The following is a 20,043-nucleotide window of genomic DNA, read 5'->3' on the forward strand; positions in this document are numbered from 1 at the left end:
TACCGGCTCACGCCAACTTCTGCGCCAGCACCGCAATGTGCTCCGGCCCAATCCCGCAGCAACCGCCCAGGTGACTGGCCCCACGTGTCTGCCAGTCCGCCGCCCATTGAAGGTAGCCCGGTGGATCGAGGTCTTCACGCAGCGGGTCCAGCCCGTCGTTGGCGGTCGCCTCTTTGGGTTGCGGCGGGAAGGCATTGGCGTAGGCGCCGATGTAGATCTTCACCCCCAGACGCTCGAAGGTTTGCCGTGCAGCATCGATCGCAGCACCGATCACTTCCGGCTGGCTGCAGTTGAACAGCAGCGCCTCGACACCCAGTTCGGCGGCAACGGCCGCGGCGTCCGCCACCGGCTCACCGGAACGCAGGCGCGGCACTTCGTCGGTGTCTTCGTCCTTGAGGGTGAACGACAGCCAGAACGGCTTGCCATCCTGGGGCAATCCGGCGTGAATCGCCTTCGCTTCTACCGTCGAACTTTGAGTCTCGGCCAGCCACAGGTCGACATGGGGCGCCAAGCCGGTTACCAGGGGCGCCAACAGCTCACTGGCACGGGAAGCATCGAACAGATCAGGCCGATAGGAGCCGAACAGCGGCGGCAACGAGCCGGCAACCCGCACGGCTTTGCCGGACGCCTGCACCGCCCGCCGCGCCAGTTCGCCGGCCAGCGCTGCCAGTGCCTGGCCTTCGGCGGCGAAGCGCGCTTCGCCAATGTGAAACGGCACGACTGCATAGCTGTTACTGGTAATGACATTGGCGCCGCTGGCAATGTAGGCCGCGTGCACGGCCTCTACGGCTTGAGGGGCTTCGCTCAGGGCCAACGCCGACCATTCGGGTTGCCTGAACGGTGCGCCCCGGCGTTGCAGTTCGCGGCCCATGCCGCCGTCGAGAATGACTGTCGTTGCTGAGCCCATATACGATTCACTCATAAGCTTATGAAAATAACTCACTACCGGAGTTGTGCTTATAACTATTTAATACGCACTCTTCGATTAACCACAACCTGTATTTTCAGCCAGGGTCCTACATGAAATTTCAACCATTGATGGCCCTGGGCCTGACTTTGCTGGCCGCCTCTTCGCAGGCGTTCGCCGGCACCACGCTGGACCGTATCGAGCAGAAAAAAGAACTGGTCGGCGTATTGATGGAAAGCTACCCGCCCTTCTCGTTTCTCAACGATCAGAACCAGCTCGACGGGTTCGATGTGGACGTGGCCAAAGCGGTGGCGCAGAAGCTGGGCGTGAAGCTGCGCCTGGAAACGCCGTCCTGGGACGTGATCGCCGCCGGACACTGGAGCGGGCGCTATGACATCTGCATCTGCTCGATGACGCCGAGCAAGGCTCGCGCCGAAGTCTTCGATTTCCCGGTGCAGTATTACGCCTCGCCGGCGGTGATCGTGGTTAACGCCAAGGACGACCGGATCCACGGCGCCAAGGACCTGAGCGACAAGAAAGTCGGCCTCACCAGTGCCTCCAGCTACGAGAGCTATCTGAACAAGAACCTGGTGATCGAAGGCGCCGAGGATACCCGGCTGAGCTATCCGTTCGACAACGTGCAGATCGCCCCATATGACACCGACAACGTAGCCTTCCAGGACTTGGGCTTGGGCGCAGGGGTGCGACTGGACGCGGTGTTGACCAACCTGGTGACCGCGCAGCCGCGCCTGACCGAAGACAAACGCTTCAAACTGGCCGGCGAGCCGCTGTACTCCGAACCGAACTCGGTGGCCATCGAAAAAGGCGACGCCCAGTGGGACAGCAAGGTGCGTGAAGTCTTCACCCAGTTGAAACAGGATGGCACCTTGAGCAGACTCTCGCAGAAATGGATCGGTGCCGACATCACTCAATGACCTCTTTCCAACCTCCTTCTCAGCCACCGCAACCGGTGGCTGAGTCGCGCCTGAAGAAAATCTTCGGTTTTCGCACCCGGTTGTACCTGACCTGGGCAGTCATGCTGGCGCTGTTCGCGAGTTTTTTCCTGGGTTTCGACCTGAAGTTCTCGATCATCCTGGACAAGTTGCCCAACCTGATCGGCCTGCACCTGGCACCCAACGGCTTTCTGCAGGGTGCGGTGCTGACGCTGTTCCTGTGCCTGTGCTCGATCGTCGCGTCGTCATTGCTGGGTTTCATCACCGCCCTGGCGCGACTGTCCAGCAGCGCGGTGGCGTTCGGCATTGCCAGTTTCTACGCGTCGTTCTTCCGTGGCACGCCACTGCTGATCCAGATCCTGCTGATCTACCTGGGCTTGCCGCAACTGGGCGTGGTCCCGGGTGCCGTCACCGCCGGGATCATTGCCCTGTCGCTGAACTACGGCGCTTACCTGAGCGAAATTTTCCGCGCCGGCATCGTCGGCGTCCCCCACGGCCAACGCGAAGCCTCGCTGGCGCTGGGCTTGAGCGAAACCGTGATCTTCTGGCGCGTCACCCTGCCCCAGGCCATGCGCACCATCATCCCGCCGACCACCAACCAGTTCATCTCCATGCTCAAGGATTCCTCCCTGATCTCGGTGATGGGCGTCTGGGAAGTGATGTTCCTGGCGCAGTCCTACGGCCGCTCCAGCTATCGCTACATCGAAATGCTCACCACGGCGGCGATCATCTATTGGCTGATGTCCATCGCACTGGAGCTGATCCAGGCGCGGATGGAGCGGCATTATGGGAAGGCGTATCTCAAGCGCAGTTGACAACCCCGTCGCTGTCAAACGGACCGTTCCGAGAGTGGTGTAGGGCAACGCCACGTACCGTGAACGCTGACGCGACGAGGCCTTGTTCAACGCACGACCGGCCTACAGGCTTCGTCGTGATCTCTCGCCAGAGGCACAGCGATGGCCGGCATCGCGCTCCAGAGTGAATTTTTAAAGTGCGGACTCTGTTCACGAGAGGCCGCATTCAATGCCAATCCAACACGTATTCCCACCCCAATACCTCGCCTTGGCAATTGCCCTGGTGCTCGGTTGCGCCGACGTTTCGATGGCTCAATCCATTGTCGATGACGCCCTGCCCTCGCCCCCTGAAACAACCCTCCAGGTGCAGGCTCGCCTCAAGGCGTTCGCCAACGCACCCCAGACAATACCCACCAAGGTCACCAAGACCCTAAACGGCCCCAAGGGGCTCGCGCTGGAAAAGGGCGGCGACGACGATCTGGTGACCGTGAGCGGACGCGGCAAGCTCATCGGGCTGGTCGACGGCGGAGGCGGAATCAATGTCCTGCAACTGGACACCGTGGCCGGCGGTAAGCTGGATGAAATACGCAACTTCCAGGACCTGCATGCCAAGCGAGGGGAATGGTCGAACACCCTGGGCTTCGATGGCCGAAGCCTGATCGAGCCGAAGGCAAAGTTGATCAACACCGGGCATCTCGGTGGCGACGTGCACGTTCTCGGCGGCTTCGATAACCAGGGCACTGCCGCCAGAAGCATATTCGTGGCGCCCAACGCCTACATGACGAACTCGGGCACCGCCGGGGCCGTTGTAGTGGCAGAAACAGCCCGGTTCAGCGGCAGCGGAACGGTGGAGAGTCTCGACGTGGCGGGACTGTTGGAGGTCGGCCCGGCCATAGGGGCGCCTTCCATTGCAAAGGACTTCAAGCTATCGCAGGGCGCGACGCTCATCTACGGCGTCGATGCCCAGGGAGGCAGCGCCACGATCACGGTCGGGGGAACCGCGATCTTGAACAATGCGACGCTGAGGATCAGCACCGCATCGGGCGAGTATGTCGGCACCAGTGAACACACTGTGATCAATGCATCCAAGGTCGAAGGCGAATTCGGGCAGATCATCAGCGAACTGGCATTCATGACGGCGACGCCCCACTACCTGGGGACGCAGGTCGGTCTGACCTATGCCCGAAACGATGTTCCGCTTGAGGCCGTAGCGACTTCCGATAACGGGCGTGAATTCGCAGCCAGCATCGAAGAGCCACAGCCGGTTCAAGCAGCGACGCTACCCGGTGTGCAAGCGCCTGCCGTTACCTCACCCCCCAAACCTGCCGAGCCCGCAAAAACCACTCCCGTTGCGCAAATACCCGCCGCTCCGTTGCCAGTCGCCCAACCCGCCGCAAAACCCAACACCGCCATCAGCGCCTTGCTCGGCACCAACGCATTCATGGCCGCCGACGCTATCGACCAGCTCACGGGCCATGACACCGCAAACCTCGCCAACGCCACCTTGAGCAGCAACGCTCCGATCAGTCACGGGATGCTTTCAGCCATGGGCTGGAAGAATCCGGAAAGCGCGCCTATAGATGGTCAGATCTGGGTCCAGGCCATCGGCACCAGCGGCAGTATCGGTAGACAATCGAACAATGCTGCCCTCAAGCATTCGACAACGGGACTGATGCTGGGGACCGATTGGGCGGTTAGTCCTGAATGGCGCCTGGGCGTCATCGGCAGCAAGACGCAGACGCGGCTGGATGGCCACCGCTTCGACGGCGGACTCGACAGCTGGTACCTGGGCGCATACGCCCTGCGCCAGGATGGCCCGCTGGCGTTGCGCCTGGGTGCCGTTTATGGCGACCATGACGGCAGTACCAAACGTCACGTGGCCTTCAACGGTTTCAGTGATCGCCTCAGGGGTCGCTACGACGCCAATACGCAGCAGGTCTTTGGGCAGATGGGCTACCGCTTCGATCTCGCTCATGTCGAGGTCGAACCCTATGTCCATCTGGGTTACCAACGTTATCAACGTGACCGCTATCAGGAAAACGGCGGGGACGCTGCGTTGAAAGTCCATGGCCAGACCCAGGACGCGTACAGCAGCAACTTGGGCCTGCGCCTCGCCCGACCTTTTGTCCTGGATCGCGGTATGCAATGGACGCCCCGCCTGAATGTCGGCTGGAAACACCTCTACGGCAACGTCACCGGCCGTTCTCGCCAGGACCTGGTGAGCGGCGGCAATACCTATCGGGTGGAAGGCACCGAGCTGGACCGCGACAGCCTGCTCGTCGAAGCGGGATTGGACCTGGCTGTTTCGCCCTGGCACACGCTGGGCCTGGGCTATAGCGGTGAAACCGGCAATGACAACCGTAGCCAGGCGTTGATGGGACACTGGCGGATGATGTTCTGAGATCTTGGGGTAACGCCGCCTCTGTGGGAGCGGGCTTGCTCGCGAAAGCGATGTAACAGGCAACATGAAGGTTGGATGTGCTGACGTCTTCGCGAGCAAGCCCCACAAAGGCGACATCAGGCTAGCAGTGCACAAAAAAAAGGGGAGCACATGCCCCCCCGAGGTTAAAGCGTTGTATCGAGGCAGTCAGCTCAGCCTTCGATCTCGATCAGGATCTCGCCCGGATTGACCCGGTCGCCCTTGGCCACATGAATGGCGGTGACCTTGCCGGCGATGGCCGCCTGTACTTCGGTCTCCATCTTCATGGCTTCGGTGATCAGCACGGCCTGGCCGGCCTTCACCACGTCGCCTTCCTTGACCAGCACATCGACGATGTTGCCCGGCATGGTGGTGCTGACGTGGCCAGGTGCAGAGGCTTGCTTGCGCTTGCTGCTGCCGCCGCTGACGAATTCATTGAGCGGTTCGAACACCACTTCTTCCGGCATACCATCGATGGACAGGTAGAAGTGACGCTTGCCTTCGGCCTTGACGCCGACGCCGGTGATGTCGACGCGGTAGGTTTCGCCGTGAACGTCGATAACGAACTCGGTCGGTACACCTTCGCCGCCCGCCGAACTCACGCTGCCCGCCTCAGGGATCGGCAGCAGCACTTCCGGTGTCAGGGTGCCGGCTTCGCGCTCTTCCAGGAACTTGCGTCCGATGTCCGGGAACATGGCGTAAGTCAGCACGTCTTCTTCGGATTTGGCCAGTGCGCCGATCTCGCCGCGCAGCTTGGTCATTTCCGGCTTGAGCAGATCGGCCGGACGTACATCGATCACGTCTTCGCTGCCGATAGCCTGGCGACGCAGCTTCTCGTTCACTTCGCCCGGTGCCTTGCCGTAACCGCCTTGCAGGTAGAGCTTCACCTCATTGGTAATGGTCTTGTAGCGTTCGCCGGCCAGCACGTTGAAAAAGGCCTGGGTACCGACAATCTGCGAGGTCGGCGTGACCAACGGCGGGAAGCCGAGGTCTTCGCGCACCCGCGGGATTTCCGCCAGCACTTCGTTCATGCGGTTGAGTGCGCCTTGCTCTTTCAACTGGTTGGCGAGGTTGGAGATCATTCCGCCCGGCACCTGGTTGACCTGGACGCGGGTATCCACCGCCGTGAATTCGCTTTCGAACTGGTGGTACTTCTTGCGCACGGCGTAGAAATACAGGCCGATCTCCTGCAGCAGCTCCAGGTCCAGGCCGGTGTCGAACTCGCTGCCCTTGAGGGCCGCGACCATCGATTCGGTGCCAGGGTGGCTGGTGCCCCAGGCGAAGCTGGAAATGGCGGTGTCAATGTGGTCGGCGCCGTTCTCGACAGCCTTGAGCTGGCACATCGCGGCCAGGCCGGCGGTGTCATGGGAGTGGATGAACACCGGCAACGATTGCTCGGCCTTCAAGGCTTTCACCAGTTCGCCGGTGGCGTATGGGGTCAGCAAACCGGCCATGTCCTTGATCGCCACCGAGTCGCAACCCATGGCTTCCATTTGTTTGGCCTGGGCCACGAAAGCGTCGATGGTGTGCACCGGGCTGGTGGTGTAGGCGATGGTGCCCTGGGCATGCTTGCCTGCAGCCTTCACCGCCTCGATGGCCACGCGCAGGTTACGCACATCGTTCATCGCATCGAAAATACGGAACACATCGATGCCGTTGACCGCGGCCTTGGCCACGAATGCCTTGACCACGTCATCGCTGTAATGGCGATAGCCCAACAGGTTCTGGCCGCGCAGCAACATTTGCAGACGGGTGTTGGGCAGCGCGGCGCGCAGTTGGCGCAGGCGCTCCCACGGGTCTTCTTTCAGGAAACGCACGCAGGCGTCAAATGTCGCGCCGCCCCAGACTTCCAGCGACCAATAACCGACTTTGTCGAGCTTGTCGCAGATGGGCAGCATGTCTTCGGTGCGCATGCGGGTGGCGAGCAGCGATTGGTGGGCGTCGCGCAGGATTGTGTCGGTAACAAAGATCTTCTTGGACATATTCGGAACTCCTCATAGCTGCAAGCTTCGAGCCGCAAGCTACAAGTAAAAGCTGACCCGCTCTTACTTGAAGCTTGTAGCTCACAGCTCGCCGCTGTTGTTATAGGCCTGCGTGGGCGGCAATGGCGGCAGCGATGGCCAGGGCCAGCTCTTCGGGTTTGCGCTTGATCGAGTAGTTGGTCAGTTCAGGGTGGCTTTCGACGAAGCTGGTATTGAACTGGCCGCTCCGGAATTCCGGGTTGCGCAGGATTTCCTGGTAGTACGCGGCAGTGGTCTTGACCCCCTGCAGGCGCATGTCATCCAGGGCGCGCAGGCCTCGGTCCATGGCTTCTTCCCAGGTCAACGCCCAGACCACCAGTTTCAGGCACATCGAATCGTAGAACGGTGGAATGGTGTAGCCGGTGTAGATCGCCGTATCGGTGCGCACGCCGGGGCCACCCGGGGCGTAGTAGCGGGTGATCTTGCCGAAGCTGGGCAGGAAGTTGTTCTTCGGGTCCTCGGCGTTGATCCGGAACTGCAAGGCAAAGCCACGGTGCTGGATGTCTTCCTGCTTGACCGACAGCGGCAGGCCGGACGCGATACGGATCTGCTCGCGAACGATATCGATACCGGTGATTTCTTCGGTGATAGTGTGTTCCACCTGCACCCGGGTGTTCATTTCCATGAAGTACACCTCGCCCTCGGCGAGCAGGAACTCCACGGTGCCGGCATTCTCATAGCCCACGGCCTTCGCGGCGCGCACCGACAGATCGCCGATGTAGGCGCGCTGCTCGGGCGTCAGTTGCGGGCTGGGGGCGATTTCGATCAGCTTCTGGTTGCGCCGCTGAATCGAGCAATCCCGTTCGAACAGATGCACCACGTTGCCGAAACTGTCACCCAGGATCTGCGCTTCGATGTGCTTGGGATTGACGATGCACTTTTCCAGGAACACCTCCGCCGAACCGAACGCCTTGGTGGCCTCGGAGATGACCCGCGGGAAAGCCTGTTCCAGTTCTTCGCGGCTGTTGCAGCGGCGGATACCCCGACCACCGCCGCCGGATGTGGCCTTGAGCATCACCGGGTAACCGATCCGGTCGCCCTCGGCCAAGGCCTCTTCGATGCCCGACACGTTGCCTTCGGTACCCGGCGTGACCGGCACGCCGGCCTTGATCATGCTGCGCCGCGCTTCGGTCTTGTCGCCCATGCGGCGAATGACTTCTGCCGCCGGACCAATGAATTTGATACCGCGTTCGGCGCAGATGTCCGCCAGCTCGGCGTTTTCTGAAAGAAAGCCATAGCCGGGATGCAAGGCATCGCAGCCGGTTTCGACAGCCAGGTTCACCAATTTGCGCGGGTTGAGGTAGCCGGCCAGCGGGTCAGCGCCGATGCTGTGGGCCTCATCCGCGCGCTTGACATGCAGAGCATGGCGATCAGCGTCGGAATAGACCGCGACCGAGCGAATGCCCATCTCGGCGCAAGCACGCACGATGCGGACGGCAATCTCACCACGGTTGGCGATCAAGATCTTTTTTATCAATTGGAGGTTCCCTTGAGCCGGTGATACCACGGCCTGAGGTTCAGGCCGACGCGTGACCAGATGTAACAGTTGGTCGCAGCACCACACTAGTCCCGGGCGTTGATTAACAAAAATGAATATTTATTGGGTCAGGTATAAGCAAAGACTTATAGTTTCACCATCAAATTCGAACCAGGGTGCCTAAAGGATGCGTAAGTCATTGATGCGTATGACATTGCGCCAACTGCAGATTTTCAACGAAGTGTGCGACCTGAGGTCCTACAGCCGCGCAGCCGATGAAATGTCTCTCACGCAGCCGGCCGTCAGCCTACAGATTCGATCCCTGGAAGAGCTGATTGGCCAACCGCTGTTTGAATATGTTGGCAAGAAGCTCTACATGACCGAAGCCGCTGAAGCCCTGCAACGGGCCAGCCGCGACATTTTCGGGCGCCTGGAAAACCTCGACATGCAACTGTCGGACATGCAGGGTTCGCTGCAAGGTCAACTGAAGCTGGCGGTGGAGTCCAGCGCCAAATATTTCGTGCCGCACCTGTTCGCCGCGTTCAAGCGCCAGCACCCGGAGGTCAACCTGAGCCTCACGGTGGTCAATCGCGGGCAAGTGATCCGTCGCCTCTCGGACAACCGGGACGACCTGGTGATCATGTCCATGGTCCCTCAGGACATGGGGTTGGAGTTCCTGCCCTTCCTCAACAATCCAATCGTGGCCGTGGCGCCGCCGGATCATCCGTTGTGCCACATGGGCCCGCTGCGCTTGCAGGATCTGGAGCCGTATACGTTGCTGCTGCGCGAGCCGGGATCAGGCACGCGGCTGGCCTGCGAGGAGTACTTCAAGGAGAAACGGGTGCATTTCACCCAGACACTGGAAGTGGCGTCAGCGGAGGCCCAGCGCGAGTGCGTGGTGGCGGGGCTGGGCGTGGCGCTGTTGACGCGCCACGCCGTGAGCCGGGAATTGTCGTCCGGCGCACTCATCGAGTTGCCGGTCGAGGAGTTGCCGCTGTACCGCAGTTGGTGCCTGGTACAGGCCAGGGCGAAACGCTTGTCGCCGGTGGCCCACGCCTTCCTGGCGTTCGTGCGTGGCGAACGGGCTCAGATCAGTGGCCTGGTTGGGCGTTTCGACGGGAAGCCGCCGGCGTTGCCTGCCAATAGTTGAATTCTGTGATGTCGGGGTATTCGCTGATTTCCGCCAGGAGCTGGCGCTGCTCATAAAGGTCTTCGATCGCACGACGAAACGCCATGCGGCGCTGGTCTTCCTGTTGACGACGGGTTTTGACGGCGCTGCGCTCTTCGTAGGACTGGGTCATGTCGAGACTCCCAAGACGTATACGGGAGCTTTACGATGCAGGCGCGGGATGACGGTTTGGCAACGCGAGGGTTACAGAACGATGAATGTTGCTTTCAGCTGACAAGCCCTCTTGTAGCTTGCGACTCATGGCTTGCAGCTTCAGTCATCCAGCGCCTTCACCGACTTGGGCGACAGCCGCAGGCTGCGAAGGCTGCGCTTGACGCTCTTGAGGTGGTTGACCAGGCTCGGCCCGCGCGCCATGGCAACGCCCATCGCCAGCACATCGATCACCACCAGGTGAGCGATGCGCGAGGTCAGCGGCGTGTAGATCTCGGTGTCTTCGTGCACGTCGATGGCCAGGTTCACTGTCGAGAGTTCGGCCAACGGCGTCTGGCTCGGACACAGGGTAATCAGCGAGGCGCCGCTCTCGCGGACCAGGTTGGCGGTGATCAACAGATCCTTGGAGCGCCCCGACTGGGAAATGCAGATCGCGACATCGGTGGGCTTCAGGGTGACCGCCGACATGGCCTGCATGTGCGGATCGGAATAGGCGGCCGCGGTGAGCAACAGCCGGAAGAACTTGTGCTGTGCATCGGCCGCCACCGCGCCCGACGCGCCAAAGCCGTAGAACTCCACACGCTGGGCCTGGGACATGGCCGTGACCGCTTTTTGCAGCGCCACCGGATCGAGCTTCTCGCGAACCTCCATGAGGGTGTGCAGGGTGGTGTCGAAGATCTTCAGGCTGTAGTCGGCAACCGAATCGTCTTCATGGATCGCAAACTGGCCGAAGCTCGCGCCGGCCGCCAGGCTTTGCGCCAGCTTGAGTTTCAGGTCCTGGAAACCGGAGCAACCGATGGCGCGGCAGAAGCGCACGATGGTCGGTTCGCTGATGCCGACGCTGTGGGCAAGATCGGCCATGGAACTGTGCATCACGGCCGCAGGATCAAGCAGTACGTGATCGGCGACTTTCAGTTCCGATTTGCGCAGCAGGTGGCGTGATTGGGCGATGTGTTGCAACAGGTTCAAGGGGCTGGACTCTTGTTATTGGCGATGGCCGGGATGTAGCAAGTTTGTAGTTATACTACAGGAATTGCCTTTTTGCCCGCCCAATACGTAACTCGATGTCCAGATTTCATGCCGTATGCACGCCATGTAGCAGTCAGGCGCTATAAACCGTCTTCATTGGCCCGCAGCAAGGCTGCCAGATCCTCGGCCTCGACGGGACGGCTGATGAGATAGCCCTGGAGTTCGTCGCAACGTTCGGCTTTCAGGAATTCGAGCTGCCCCGGCCGCTCGACACCTTCGGCCACCACCTTGAGCGATAGCCCATGGGCCATGGCGATGATCGCCCGGGTGATGGCCGCGTCCTCGCCCCCCTCCTCCAGCCCACGGATGAACGCCTGGTCGATCTTCACGTAATCCACCGGGATGCGCTTGAGGTAACTCAGGGACGAATAGCCGGTACCAAAGTCGTCGATCGCCAGCTTGACCCCGAGGTCGCGCAACTGTTGGAAGGTGGCGATGATGTGCTCGACGCTGTCGAGCAATTGGCTCTCGGTGAGTTCCAGCTCCAGGTATTCGGGAGCCAGGCCGGTTTCTTCCAGCACTTGGCGCACGAGGCTGACGAGTTTGCCCTGGCGCAACTGATGCACCGACAGATTCACCGACACCCGGATCGGTGCAAGCCCCTGGCGCTGCCATTCGCACGCTTGCCAACAAGCCTGGCGCAGCACGAATTCGCCAATGGGCCCGATCAGCCCGGTCTCCTCGGCGAGGCCGATGAAATGTCCCGGCGGCACCCGGCCCATGGCCGGATGGTCCCAGCGCACCAGCGCTTCCGCCGCGTTCAGACGACCGCTCGCCAGGCACAGTTTGGGCTGGTAGAAAACCTTCAGCTGTTGTTCTTCCAGGGCCTTGCGCAGTTGGTTCTCCAGCTGCAGACGCTCCAGGGTACTGGCCTGGAGGCTGTCGGTGTAGAACTGGAAGTTGTTGCCACCCAGATGCTTGGCATGTTGCATGGCCATGTTCGCCTGGCTGACCAGCGTGGAAATATCCCGCGCATTGTCGGGCAACAGGCTGATGCCGATGGAGGCGCTGACCACCAGCTCGTGACCTTCGATGGTCTGTGGCAATCGCAACTTGGCGGACAAACGGGTTGCCATGCGCGCCAGGCTTGAGAGATTGCCATAGGCATCGAACAGCACCGCGAACTCATCGCCGGACAGCCGGGCGATGGTGTTGGCCTCCGGCAGGGCATTGATCAGGCGCCGGGCCATTTTCTGCAACAACTGGTCGGCAATGTCATGACCGAGGCTGTCATTGAGCAGTTTGAAGCGGTCCAGGTCGATGTGCAGCAAGGCCAGGCTGCGACGCCCTCCCTGACGCACCCGTTGTTGCGCTTCCTGAAGGCGTTCGCGGAACAACGAGCGATTCGCCAGTCCGGTCAACTCGTCGTAATGAGTGAGATAGCGCATCCGCTCCTCAGATTCGCGCCTGGCCGATAGATCGGCGAAAAAGCCTACGATGTGGCTGACGCTTCCCCGAGAATCCCGCACGATGCTCAGTTGCAGCCATTGCGGATACAACTCGCCATTGGCCCGCGCCTCCACCAGTTCACCCTGCCAGGTGCCGTCCTGCTTGAGTGCCTGGCGAATGACCGGATAGTGCCGGCGCGCATCGCGGCTGCACGGCAGGTCGACGACGTTGCGCCCCAGCATGTCCTCGACGTTGAAACCGGTAATCCGCGTGAATGCCTGGTTGGCGGCGAGCAGCGCGTAGTGGGGGTCAAAGATCACGATGCCTTCGCTGGCGGCCTCGAACACCGTGGCCGCCAGTTGCCGCTGCTGTTCCAGTTCCTTGCTGACGCTGATGTTTCTTCGGGTACCGACCATGCGCAATACACGGCCGCTGGCGCTGCGCTCCACGGCCCGGCCACGGTCTTCAATCCAGACCCAGTGGCCATCGCCGTGGCGGATGCGGTACTCGATCTGGTAGTCCTCACTGCGACCCTTGAGGTGTTCGACCAGGGCGCGCTTGAGCGCCGGCAGGTCTTGAGGGTGCAAGCGTGGCGTGAGGTGGCTGAGCATTGCCGTGATGTATTCCGGCTCCAGGCCCAGCAGTTCCTTGAGCTGGGTGTGATGGACTTCATCGGTCTGCAGGTTCCAGTCCCATAGCCCCAGCTCACTGGCCTTGAGCGCCAGAGCCAGGCGCGCCTCGCTCTTGCTCAAGGCTTGGCTGGCTGCCTGCAGTTCGAGGCTACGCTGGGCGACCCGTGCCTCGAGACTCACCTGGGCCGCACGCAGTTGTTCCTCGGCTAGACGACGCTGTTCGACTTCCCGTCCCAGGGCCCCGTTAAGCTGGGCACTGCGGATTTGCGTCTGTTGCAGGTGCTCGATCAGCGCCTGATTCTGAAAACGTCGCAGCATGCCGCTTTGCATCAGGCGATTGACCTGCCAGGCCACCACGCTCAGGGACACCAGCACCACCAGGCCGAGCCAACCCCATCCGCGCTGCTGTTCGTCACCACCCCAGAAAAGGAAGCCGATGGCCGGCAACAGGCAGGGCAAGGTAAAGGACAGAAAGGCTGGGAGGCTCACGGCATAGGCAACACTGGCCGACAGGGTGGCTGCGCCAATCAGGCCAAACACCCAGGCTTGTTGCTGGAAGCTGTCGGCTGGGACCAGGGCAATGCCGGCACCGGCCAGCGTCAGCCCAGTCATCGCCGAACCGAGCAGGAACATGCGCAACCAGATCGGGTGCGCCTGGCGGCTGGGTATCGCCGAATCGAAGGCGGCTACCTGTATCACCCGCAGGGCCACCAGCGACAACAGCCAGATCAGCCATACACTGACCAGGACATAGCGCGACGGCTCCCACAACAGGGCGGCACAGACCAGGCCGTTGACCAGCATGAACAATGTGGGCAGCAGCGAGCCCTGGTACAGCAACCGTGTACGCTCTACAGCCATCTCCGTGGCGTACTGCTTGCAGATGACCCGCGGCTCCACACAGGGGCCCGCCAGATCGGAATTGAGGGTCATAGGCAGTGTTCTTGTTCTTGGGGGCACGGAGAACCCGAAACGAGCACCGAGCATACACAAGCCAGGGGCCATCCCACACTGTTCCCGATCACAAAAATATCTAAAAATGTCGCTATTTCGTTGGACGCCGAGCGCTTCGAGCATGCTTCGTCGGTGCTTGCGCCCATGACTTACCAGTCATCCCAATCGGTCTTTTTATCGGCTGAGGCAAAGCTTGGTTTGCCCGGGGTGGCGCCGCACCCTAGAATGCGCCGATGCGCGATGATCTCTCCCTTCTGCTGAACTCCCTCAACGATGCCCAACGCCAGGCCGTAGCGGCCTCCGTGGGTCGACAGTTGGTCCTGGCCGGTGCCGGTTCCGGTAAAACCCGGGTGCTGGTGCACCGTATCGCCTGGTTGATCCAGGTCGAGAACGCCTCGCCCCATTCGATCCTGTCAGTGACCTTCACCAACAAGGCCGCTGCCGAGATGCGCCACCGCATCGAGCAATTGATGGGCATCAACCCGGCCGGCATGTGGGTCGGCACCTTCCACGGCCTGGCGCACCGCCTGTTGCGGGCCCATTGGCAGGAAGCCGGCCTGAGCCAGACCTTCCAGATCCTGGACAGCGACGACCAGCAGCGGCTGGTCAAGCGGGTGATCCGCGAGCTGGGGCTCGACGAACAGCGTTGGCCGGCCCGCCAGGCCCAATGGTTCATCAACGGCCAGAAGGACGAAGGTCTGCGTCCACAACACATCCAGGCCAGCGGCGACCTGTTCCTGGCGACCATGCGCAGCATCTACGAAGCCTACGAGGCCGCGTGCCAGCGCGCCGGGGTCATCGACTTTTCCGAACTGCTGCTGCGGGCATTGGACCTCTGGCGTGACCATCCAGGGCTGCTGGCGCACTATCAGAAGCGTTTCCGCCATGTGCTGGTGGACGAGTTCCAGGACACCAACGCCGTGCAATACGCCTGGTTGCGCCTGCTGGCCAAAGGCGGCGACAGCCTGATGGTGGTGGGCGACGACGATCAGTCGATCTACGGCTGGCGCGGTGCCAAGATCGAGAACATTCATCAATACTCGGCGGATTTTCCTGACGCCGAAGTGATCCGCCTGGAACAGAATTACCGCTCCACTGCCGGTATCCTCAAGGCCGCCAACGCCCTGATCGCCAACAACACCGGGCGCCTGGGCAAGGAGTTGTGGACCGACGGCAGTGAAGGCGAAGCCATCAACCTCTATGCCGCCTTCAACGAACACGATGAAGCCCGCTACGTGGTGGAAACCATCGAGAGCGCGCTGAAGACCGGCCTGGCCCGCAGCGACATCGCCATCCTGTATCGCTCCAACGCCCAGTCGCGGGTATTGGAAGAAGCATTGTTGCGCGAGCGGATCCCGTACCGCATCTATGGCGGCCAACGTTTCTTCGAGCGCGCCGAAATCAAGAACGCCATGGCCTACCTGCGCCTGCTGGAAGGCCGTGGCAACGACGCAGCCCTGGAACGGGTGATCAACGTACCAACCCGGGGCATCGGCGAGAAAACCGTCGAAGCGATCCGCGATCATGCACGCCACAGCCACGTATCCATGTGGGAAGCCATGCGCCAGCTGGTGACCAACAAGGGCGTGACCGGGCGTGCCGCCGGTGCTCTGAAGGCTTTCATGGACCTCATCGAGGACCTGGCCGCCAAATGCGCGGAGATGCCGCTGCACTTGATGACCCAGACGGTCATCGAGCAGTCCGGCCTGATTGCCTATCACGAAGCGGAAAAAGGCGAGAAAGGACAGGCCCGGGTAGAAAACCTCGAGGAACTGGTCAGCGCCGCCCGCAACTTTGAGAACACCGAAGAAGACGCGGACCTGTCGCCCTTGTCGGCCTTCCTCGGCCACGCCTCCCTGGAGGCCGGCGACACCCAGGCCGAGGAACACGAAGACAGCATCCAGTTGATGACCCTGCACAGCGCCAAGGGCCTGGAATTCCCCTATGTGTTCCTGGTGGGCATGGAAGAGGGCCTGTTCCCCCACAAGATGAGCCTGGAAGAACCGGGGCGCCTGGAAGAGGAACGCCGCCTGGCCTATGTCGGCATTACCCGTGCGATGCAGAACCTGGTGTTGACCTACGCCGAAACCCGACGTTTGTATGGCAGCGAGACCTACAACAAGGTGTCGCGCTTCGTACGTGAAGTGCCGAAAGGCCTGATCCAGGAAGTGCGCCTGTCCAACAGTGTCAGCCGTCCGTTCGGTGGCAGCCAGCAGCACGGCACCAGCAGCCTGTTCGGCGGCAGCGACATCCCGGAGACCGGCTTCAGCCTCGGCCAGGCCGTGCGCCACTCGGTGTTCGGCGATGGCGTGATCCTCAATTTCGAAGGCGCCGGCGCCCAGGCCCGGGTGCAGGTGAATTTCAGCGAAGGCAGCAAATGGCTGATGCTGGGGTACGCCAAGCTCGAGGCGATCTAGAAGGGTTTCCCGAGACTTCATGTGTGAGCGAGCCTGCTCGCGATAGCGTAATGTCAGCCAACATCAATGTTGCCTGATTCACCGCCATCGCGAGCAGGCTCGCTCCCACAATGACCTTTCAGCACCTGGCTGCTTTCCGATAGAACTTGTCCCCCTTTCCTACAGCCCAAAGCGAACAGGCCCTCTTGCGCCTCTGAAGCTGAACCTAAGCTGTCACGCAAAAGCCCGAAACACTCTGACGCTAGCCAGCAACAGTTCACCTGTGCAACATGGCGCGCGTGCTACTCACAAATGGGAATGCCTTTATATGAAACGTTTTCTGAGCATCGCCATGGCGTTGTGCATCGGCCTGACGATGGCCATCGACGCCAATGCCGCCAAGCGCTTTGGCGGTGGTAAAAGTGCGGGTGCAGCCCCGACTCACCAGACCAGCCAGATGGCACCGTCTTCGGCAGCCGGTCCGACTGCCGCCACCGCAGGCGCAGCCGGTGCCGCTGGCGCTGCCACCAAGGCCGGCGGTGCTTCGCGCTGGCTCGGCCCCCTGGCCGGCATCGCCGCCGGCGGCCTGCTGGCCTCCATGTTCATGGGTGGCGGCTTCCAGGGCATGCAGATCTTCGACATCCTGATCCTGGGAGTCATTGCCTTCCTGGTGTTCCGCTTCATTGCCGCCCGTCGTCGCAAACAGCAGGAGCAGTACGCTCCGGCCGGTCATGCGCCGATGCAGCGTGAAACCTTCAACCAGCAACCTGCCGGTGGCTCGATCTTCGGCGGTTCGGCAGCTCCAGTGGCCGCCCGTCCGGTGATCAATGCCCCCGCCTGGTTCAACGAAAAGAACTTCGTCGAGGCCGCGCGCACCCACTTCCACTCCCTGCAGCAACATTGGGACGCGAACGAGATGGACAAGATCGCCGAGTTCGTGACCCCGCAAATGCTGGAGTTCCTCAAGCGCGAACGTGCTGACCTGGGTGATGGCTACCAGTCCACCTACATCGACAACCTTCAGGTGCAGTTGGACGGTGTCGATGATCGCGCCGACAAGACCATCGCCACTCTGACCTTCAGCGGTGTCTCGAAGGACTCTCGCTTCGACCAGGGCGAAGCGTTCAGCGAAAGCTGGAACATGGAGCGTGCCCAGGGCGAAAACCAGCCTTGGTTGGTGGCAGGTATTCGCCAGAACGGTTGAACCTTTGCGCGTTTCACCTGTTGAAATAAGAGAACCCCGGCTCAAGCCGGGGTTTTCTATTTCGCGGTTGCATCTACGGCGCGCTACTGTATAAACCGCCTCATGTAAAACCGCGCCATCGAGAAAGAGGACACCCGGACGTGGAAGAAATCATCGAACAATTGCGTGAAGCCAACGAACCGGTACCGGTTCCACTGGAGTTGCCCGACGAAGACTTGCTGGTAGAGATCGAAGAGCAGTTGTTCATCGATATCCCGTTCGTCTTCAGGGAATTTCTGCTGACTGTCAGCGATGTCATCTATGGCAGCCTGGAACCGGTCACCGTTACCGATCCCAATTCCCATACCTACCTGCCGGAAGTGGCCGCCACTGCTTGGGACGCGGGTGTCGACCGCAGCCTGATCCCGATCTGCCAGGACGGCGACGATTACTACTGCGTCGAAGAAGACGGCACCGTGGTGCTCTGGCAAGCCGAAGAAGAACTGGTTGCCGAAGAAACCTGGGAGTCCGTCTGGCACTGGGCGCGGGACGTCTGGCTGGAAAGCTGATCAGCCTCAGGGATCAATGCCCGGACGACTCCTCGTGGTTGTCCAGGGTTTCCATCAAGGCCACCTGCATCCTGGTGTGCAAGCGGACAAACCAGCGCCAGAGCAATGCCGCCACGGCAGTTGCCACCACGGCGATCAACACCAGCAGCTTGTTGGTTGGCAGGATGCTTGCCGACAAGGCAGTCAATAGCAGGAAAATCACCAGCAGCGAGAGGATCGGGATCACTTCGGCGATCACCCGCCGCACCCGCTGAGTGTGACGACCGGCCATCTCGGCCTTCACGCCCATCTCCGCCAGCAGCATCGACAGCGCCTTGAGCTTGCGATAGGCAGCGATCAGGAAGGGCAGCGACAACAGCAATGCCCCGCCCCAGATCAACGCTTTCTGCCAGCTCGGGTCGCTGATCCAGTCTTGCATGTAGACCGACATCCGCTCGGCGAAATACCCGCCCGACACAAAAATCGCGATGACCAGTGCCAGGTTGATGCCCACCTGCAGCAAGATCCGCCTGATCATCGACGCGACCAACGCCCCTTCGCCCTGGGGTTGGATACTGCGCAGCCATTCACCGTACATACCCAACACCCGCGTCAGCCTTTGCGGCATGACTGCTGCCAACTTGAGGGACAACGGGTCAGCGGCGCGGATCAAGTAAGGCGTCAACAGTGTGGTCAGCACCGAGACGGCGACCGCTACCGGATAGAGGAAGTCACTGGTGACCTGCAGTGTCATCCCCAGTGAGGCGATGATGAAGGAGAACTCGCCAATCTGCGAAAGCCCCATCCCGACCCGCAGTGAGGTGCGCCCATCGTTGCCGGCGATAAAGGCGCCGAGGCCGCAGGACAACATCTTGCCCAGCACCACGGCCGCCGTGATCACGGCAATCGGCCAGGCGTACTGCAACAATATGGCCGGGTCGAGCATCAGGCCTATGGCCACGAAAAAAATCGCGCTGAACAGATCTCGCACCGGCTCTACCAGTCGCTCGATTTTCAGCAACTGCCGGGACTCGGCCATGATCGCCCCGATCAGGAACGCGCCGAGCACCATGCTGTATTCCAGTTTCACCACCAGCAGGCAGAAGCCGAAACACAACCCCAATACGGTGATCAGCAACATCTCGTTGCTGTCGAACTTCGCCACGTAGGCCAGCAGCCTCGGCACCAGCAGGATGCCGACGACCAGCGCGACGATCATGAACAAGGACAGCTTGCCGACGGTTGAGAATACCTCGCCGGAGCTTACCGTTCCGCTGACAGCGATGCTCGATAACAAGGCGATGATGCCGATGCCCAGGATGTCTTCGACGATCAGCACGCCAAAGATCAACTGCGCGAAGCGTTCGTTCTTCATCTTCAGGTCGTTGAGCGCCTTGACGATGATCGTGGTCGAGGAAATGGCCAGGATCGCGCCCAGGAACAGCGAGTCCATGGTACTCCAATCGAACCAGCGACCGATCTCATAGCCGATCCAGATCATCAGTACGATTTCGAGGAACGCCGCGATAAATGCCGTGGCGCCGACCTTGAACAGCTTGCGCAGGCTGAACTCCAGGCCCAGGCAGAACATGAGGAAGATCACACCGAGCTCGGCAAGGGTCTTGATGGTGTCTTCGTCATGGATGAAGCCGAACGGCGGCGTATGGGGGCCGATGAGAAAACCGGCAACGATATAGCCCAGCACCACCGGTTGTTTGAAACGATGAAAGAGCACGGTCACCAACCCGGCTGCCATCATGATGATTGCCAGGTCTTGAATGAAATTGATGGCATGCATCGGTCGGGCTCCCTGATCAAAATGACTCACCGCCAAATTGGATAAGTCCACTTCCCTTGTAGGAAATGCCCTTGCGATGGGCTTTTGCAGGTTAACACCGCGACTTCCGACAAAAAGACGGTGCAATATATGGAAACAGATCCATCGACGCGTGACGGCAACCACAGGCCCAACGTCCCGATAACGGTGGTTTTGAAAAACCTG

General features: G+C 61.0%; 14 protein-coding genes. 7 read left to right on the forward strand and 7 right to left on the reverse strand.

The features are described from left to right. Nucleotides 1–7 precede the first annotated feature (7 nt). The gene (locus FBX99_RS21300) at nucleotides 8–907 is read right to left on the reverse strand and encodes a homocysteine S-methyltransferase family protein (protein WP_145132791.1); all 900 of its coding nucleotides are present in this window, start codon (nucleotides 905–907) and stop codon (nucleotides 8–10) included. A gap of 113 nt (nucleotides 908–1,020) precedes the next feature. Here FBX99_RS21300 and FBX99_RS21305 point away from each other — a divergent pair, with 113 nt between their 5' ends. The 3 genes from FBX99_RS21305 (at nucleotide 1,021) to FBX99_RS21315 (ending at nucleotide 5,055) form a co-directional block, all read left to right on the forward strand. After that, the gene (locus tag FBX99_RS21305; RefSeq protein WP_145132793.1) at nucleotides 1,021–1,842 is read left to right on the forward strand and encodes an ABC transporter substrate-binding protein; all 822 of its coding nucleotides are present in this window, start codon (nucleotides 1,021–1,023) and stop codon (nucleotides 1,840–1,842) included. Beyond that, the gene (locus FBX99_RS21310; protein ID WP_145132795.1) at nucleotides 1,839–2,675 is read left to right on the forward strand and encodes an amino acid ABC transporter permease; all 837 of its coding nucleotides are present in this window, start codon (nucleotides 1,839–1,841) and stop codon (nucleotides 2,673–2,675) included. The genes FBX99_RS21305 and FBX99_RS21310 overlap by 4 nt, the downstream gene beginning before the upstream one ends. A 208-nt stretch (nucleotides 2,676–2,883) precedes the next feature. Beyond that, entirely contained in the window at nucleotides 2,884–5,055 is a 2,172-nt protein-coding gene (locus FBX99_RS21315; protein ID WP_145132797.1) for an autotransporter domain-containing protein, read from the forward strand. Between the two features lie 191 nt (nucleotides 5,056–5,246). Here the strand turns inward: FBX99_RS21315 and oadA are convergent, their stop codons facing one another. Beyond that, a complete protein-coding gene (gene oadA, locus FBX99_RS21320) occupies nucleotides 5,247–7,055 on the reverse strand; it encodes a sodium-extruding oxaloacetate decarboxylase subunit alpha (RefSeq protein WP_144928961.1) in 1,809 nt (602 codons plus the stop codon). Between the two features lie 100 nt (nucleotides 7,056–7,155). Next, a complete protein-coding gene (locus tag FBX99_RS21325) occupies nucleotides 7,156–8,571 on the reverse strand; it encodes an acetyl-CoA carboxylase biotin carboxylase subunit (protein WP_024777837.1) in 1,416 nt (471 codons plus the stop codon). Nucleotides 8,572–8,758: 187 nt separating this feature from the next. On the opposite strand from FBX99_RS21325, the gene FBX99_RS21330 reads away from it, so the two are divergent. Further along, complete coding sequence (locus FBX99_RS21330) at nucleotides 8,759–9,721, forward strand: LysR family transcriptional regulator (RefSeq protein ID WP_144928959.1); 963 nt, start codon at nucleotides 8,759–8,761, stop codon at nucleotides 9,719–9,721. Here FBX99_RS21330 and FBX99_RS21335 read toward each other — a convergent pair. From FBX99_RS21335 to FBX99_RS21345, 3 genes are all read right to left on the reverse strand, one after another. Then, complete coding sequence (locus FBX99_RS21335) at nucleotides 9,663–9,872, reverse strand: PA3496 family putative envelope integrity protein (RefSeq protein ID WP_145132799.1); 210 nt, start codon at nucleotides 9,870–9,872, stop codon at nucleotides 9,663–9,665. The genes FBX99_RS21330 and FBX99_RS21335 overlap by 59 nt on opposite strands. Before the next feature lie 140 nt (nucleotides 9,873–10,012). Then, entirely contained in the window at nucleotides 10,013–10,879 is an 867-nt protein-coding gene (gene hexR, locus FBX99_RS21340) for a transcriptional regulator HexR (protein ID WP_003187110.1), read from the reverse strand. Nucleotides 10,880–11,019: 140 nt separating this feature from the next. Continuing rightward, complete coding sequence (locus tag FBX99_RS21345; RefSeq protein ID WP_144928957.1) at nucleotides 11,020–13,893, reverse strand: bifunctional diguanylate cyclase/phosphodiesterase; 2,874 nt, start codon at nucleotides 13,891–13,893, stop codon at nucleotides 11,020–11,022. 254 nt (nucleotides 13,894–14,147) lie between these two features. Here FBX99_RS21345 and uvrD point away from each other — a divergent pair, with 254 nt between their 5' ends. The 3 genes from uvrD (at nucleotide 14,148) to FBX99_RS21360 (ending at nucleotide 18,062) form a co-directional block, all read left to right on the forward strand. Further along, nucleotides 14,148–16,331, forward strand: coding sequence for a DNA helicase II (gene uvrD, locus FBX99_RS21350; RefSeq protein ID WP_144928955.1), 2,184 nt, complete (start codon nucleotides 14,148–14,150; stop codon nucleotides 16,329–16,331). Between the two features lie 307 nt (nucleotides 16,332–16,638). Beyond that, nucleotides 16,639–17,514 carry a Tim44 domain-containing protein gene (locus tag FBX99_RS21355; RefSeq protein ID WP_144928953.1) on the forward strand — a complete coding sequence of 292 codons (876 nt, stop codon included), beginning with the start codon at nucleotides 16,639–16,641 and terminating at the stop codon, nucleotides 17,512–17,514. Between the two features lie 140 nt (nucleotides 17,515–17,654). Continuing rightward, a complete protein-coding gene (locus tag FBX99_RS21360) occupies nucleotides 17,655–18,062 on the forward strand; it encodes an SMI1/KNR4 family protein (RefSeq protein WP_047703885.1) in 408 nt (135 codons plus the stop codon). Nucleotides 18,063–18,075: 13 nt separating this feature from the next. Here FBX99_RS21360 and FBX99_RS21365 read toward each other — a convergent pair whose 3' ends face one another. Continuing rightward, entirely contained in the window at nucleotides 18,076–19,839 is a 1,764-nt protein-coding gene (locus tag FBX99_RS21365) for a cation:proton antiporter (RefSeq protein ID WP_145132801.1), read from the reverse strand. Between the last annotated feature and the right edge of the window lie 204 nt (nucleotides 19,840–20,043).

This window comes from Pseudomonas sp. SJZ074 (genome assembly GCF_007828215.1).
Taxonomy (GTDB): Bacteria; Pseudomonadota; Gammaproteobacteria; order Pseudomonadales; family Pseudomonadaceae; genus Aquipseudomonas.